We start from the raw sequence: 2,936 nt of genomic DNA on the forward strand, positions 1-2,936 counted from the left end.
CTGGGGCACCTCGTCCGAACTGGTCATCGCCGCCACGAACGCGGTGATCCGTTCGCCGCTCTCCTCGGCGTCCAGGTGCTGGCACTCGCGAAAGATGTTGTCCAGATAGCTAACCCGTCCGTCGCTGTGATGCACGCTGAACTCGTCAGCGGAGTATTCGGCGTCGCCGACCCCGTGGGCCCGCACGCTCGACATCACGGTCTGCACGAACTGCTCGCGCTCCATCGCCAGTCACTCCCCGTTGCTCTCGGTTACCGCTCGATCTTGACCCACCGCACCGACAGAGTCGAGGCGTCCGTGGCGATCGAACTCGCGACCAGGACCTTTCAGCCGGCGAATCCGGTGGTGCGGGCCAAGTCGGCGAGCATGGCGTCGAACATGACCTCCGGGTCGGCCAAGGGGATGGGGTAGTTCCCGAATACCTCGAGGGTGACGTGGCCGAACAGCCGGGCCCAGATCTGCACCATCAGGTACGTGACGCCCAGGTCCAGCTTCTCGGCCGGGAACTTCTGCCCGGACTCCGAGAGCATGGCGAGCAGTTCGGTCTGGAAACCGATGAGGTCGTCGCGGAGCGCGGCCGGGATGGCTTCGCCCGGCGGGGTGGTGATCTCGAATCCGGCCAGCAGCCTGCCGGCGGCGGCCAGGAAGATCCGGCCGAATGGTTCGTCGAAGCGGCGCATCAGCGACGGGCCGGCGACGGGCGAGGCGAACACCAGGGTGAACTCCCTCGGGTTCGCCAGCGCCCACCGCCGGAAGCCCCGGCAGATAGCGAGGAACTGCACCGCGCCGTCATCGGCCAGTGGCTCGATCTCGGCCGAGAGGTACTCGGCCAGATCGGCGCAGAACTCGACCCGCATCCGCTCGATCAACTCGTCGCGCGAGGCGTAGTGCCGGTACAGCGCCGGCGCGGTGACCCCGAGTTCGCGGGCGATCGCCCGCAGGGTGACCGCGTCCGGACCCAGCTCGGCCAGCAGCGCCCGCGAGACCCGTCGGATATCGGCCTCGGTCACCACCGGCGCACGGCCACGCGCCTTGCCCGTCACCCGGCCACCCCCTCGATCACGTATCGGCTCAAGCGTATTCGACTTCCCAGCGCTTGATGCCGTTGAGCCAGCCGGTGCGCAGCCGCACCGGATCGGCTACCTGGCGCAGGTTCGGCATCACGTCGGCGATGGCATTGAACATCAGATCGATCTCGAGGCGGGCGAGATTGGCGCCGACACAGTAGTGCGTGCCGGTGCCGCCGAAGCCGACGTGCGGGTTGGGGTTGCGCAGCACATCGAACTCGAAGGGGTTGGCGAAGGCCTCTTCGTCGAAATTGGCCGAGCTGTAGAACAATCCGATCCGCTGGCCCTTCTTGATCTGCTGGCCGCCGAGTTCCAGGTCGCGGGTGGCGGTGCGCTGGAAGGCGGTCACCGGCGTCGCCCAGCGCACGATCTCGTCCGGCGCGGTGCGCGGGCGCTGCTCCTTGTAGAGCTCCCACTGGTCGGGGTTGTCGACGAAGGCCTTCATGCCGTGGGTGATCGAGTTGCGGGTGGTCTCGTTGCCCGCGACCGCGAGCAGGATGACGAAGAACGCGAACTCGTCCGAGCCGAGGTGCTCGCCGTCGACATCGGCGTTGACCAGCTGGGTGACGATGTCGGCGGCCGGGCAACCGCGTCGCTGCTCGGCCATGTTCCAGGCGTAACCCATCACCTCCGCCGTCGCGGTGTGGTGATTGCCCTCGAACTCCGGATCGTCGTAGGAGATCATCTGGTTGGTCCAGTCGAAGATCTTGCGGCGGTCCTCCTGGGGGACGCCGAGCAGTTCGGCGATCGCCTGCAGCGGCAACTCGACTGCCACCTGCTCGACGAAGTCACCGCGTCCGGCCTTCTTCGCCTCGTACACGATCCGCTCGGCCCGCTCGGTGAGCGCCGCCCGCAGATTCTCCACCGCGCGCGGGGTGAATCCCTTGGACACGATCCGCCGGATCTTGGTGTGCTGCGGCGGATCCAGATTCAGCATCAGCATGTTGCCGAGCATGTCGATCTGCTCGCGGGTGGTCTCCTCGTTGAACCGGATGATGGCGGTGTTCTCGTGCGAGGAGAAGTCGTCGGGATTCTTCGAGATCTCCTTGATGTCGGCCAGCTTGGACACCACCCAGTACCCACCGTCGTCGAACCCGCTGGCCCGGTCCGGCTGCGCGCACCACCACACCGGCGCCGTCCGCCGCAACTCGGCGAACTCCTCGATCGGCAATCGGGTCGCCAGCAGGTCGGGGTCGGTGAAATCGAATCCTGCCGGGATATTCGGGCTGATCACGGGTGTCTCCTCCGGTCCGTCACGCCGCTCTCGCGGGTGATGTAGAACACGTTCCGAGACCATGAGACCACGCCGGCCCGGTTTATGAACAGTGTTTAGTAATACCTGTTTACAAAAAGTGGCCGCGGCATTCGGGCGGTTCGCCGACCGTGATCGCCGCCGGATGGGCAAGATGGCCGCGTGGACCTGCCGTTTCTGCGCGCGAACCCGCATCTGCTGCCGACCTTCCTCGCGCATCAGCGCTTGCGCACGACGCCTGTCACCGGTGGCTCGATCTGTGTGGCCGAGCGGATCGTGCTCGACGACGGGACACACCTGTTCCTCAAGACCTGGCCCGGTGGCGCTTCCGCCGCGCCGACGGCTGAGTCCACGGCTGCGCCCGCCGGTCTGTTCGCGGCCGAGGAGGAGGGTTTGCGCTGGCTGCGGGAGGCGGACGGTGTCGCGGTGCCCGAGGTCTACGCCGTCACCGACGAACTGCTGCTGATGGAGTGGATCGACCACGCCGAACCGAGTCGTGCGGCCGCCGAGCGATTCGGCGCGGCGCTGGCGCACACCCACCGCGCGGGCGCGCCGGACTTCGGAGCCACCAACGACGGCTTCCTCGGCGGCCTACCCATGGACAACAACCCCGTCGA

Annotated in this window: 4 protein-coding genes; 1 reads left to right on the forward strand and 3 read right to left on the reverse strand. The window is 67.1% G+C overall.

What is annotated here, in order from left to right; translation table 11 throughout:
* The 3 genes from ACFWPJ_RS29375 to ACFWPJ_RS29385 all read right to left on the reverse strand — a co-directional run.
* Positions 1 to 225, reverse strand: a 225-nt coding sequence (locus tag ACFWPJ_RS29375) for a hypothetical protein (RefSeq protein ID WP_378856237.1), incomplete at its 3' end; no start/stop codon positions are given.
* Between the two features lie 101 nt (positions 226 to 326).
* Complete coding sequence (locus ACFWPJ_RS29380; RefSeq protein ID WP_378856239.1) at positions 327 to 1,043, reverse strand: TetR/AcrR family transcriptional regulator; 717 nt, start codon at positions 1,041 to 1,043, stop codon at positions 327 to 329.
* Between the two features lie 28 nt (positions 1,044 to 1,071).
* Positions 1,072 to 2,301 carry a cytochrome P450 gene (locus tag ACFWPJ_RS29385; RefSeq protein WP_378856242.1) on the reverse strand — a complete coding sequence of 410 codons (1,230 nt, stop codon included), beginning with the start codon at positions 2,299 to 2,301 and terminating at the stop codon, positions 1,072 to 1,074.
* A 180-nt stretch (positions 2,302 to 2,481) separates the two neighbouring features.
* On the opposite strand from ACFWPJ_RS29385, the gene ACFWPJ_RS29390 reads away from it, so the two are divergent.
* On the forward strand, positions 2,482 to 2,936 hold a 455-nt coding region (locus ACFWPJ_RS29390), incomplete at its 3' end, for a fructosamine kinase family protein (RefSeq protein ID WP_378856244.1).

Source organism: Nocardia sp. NPDC058497 (assembly GCF_042720195.1).
Taxonomy (GTDB): domain Bacteria; phylum Actinomycetota; class Actinomycetes; order Mycobacteriales; family Mycobacteriaceae; genus Nocardia.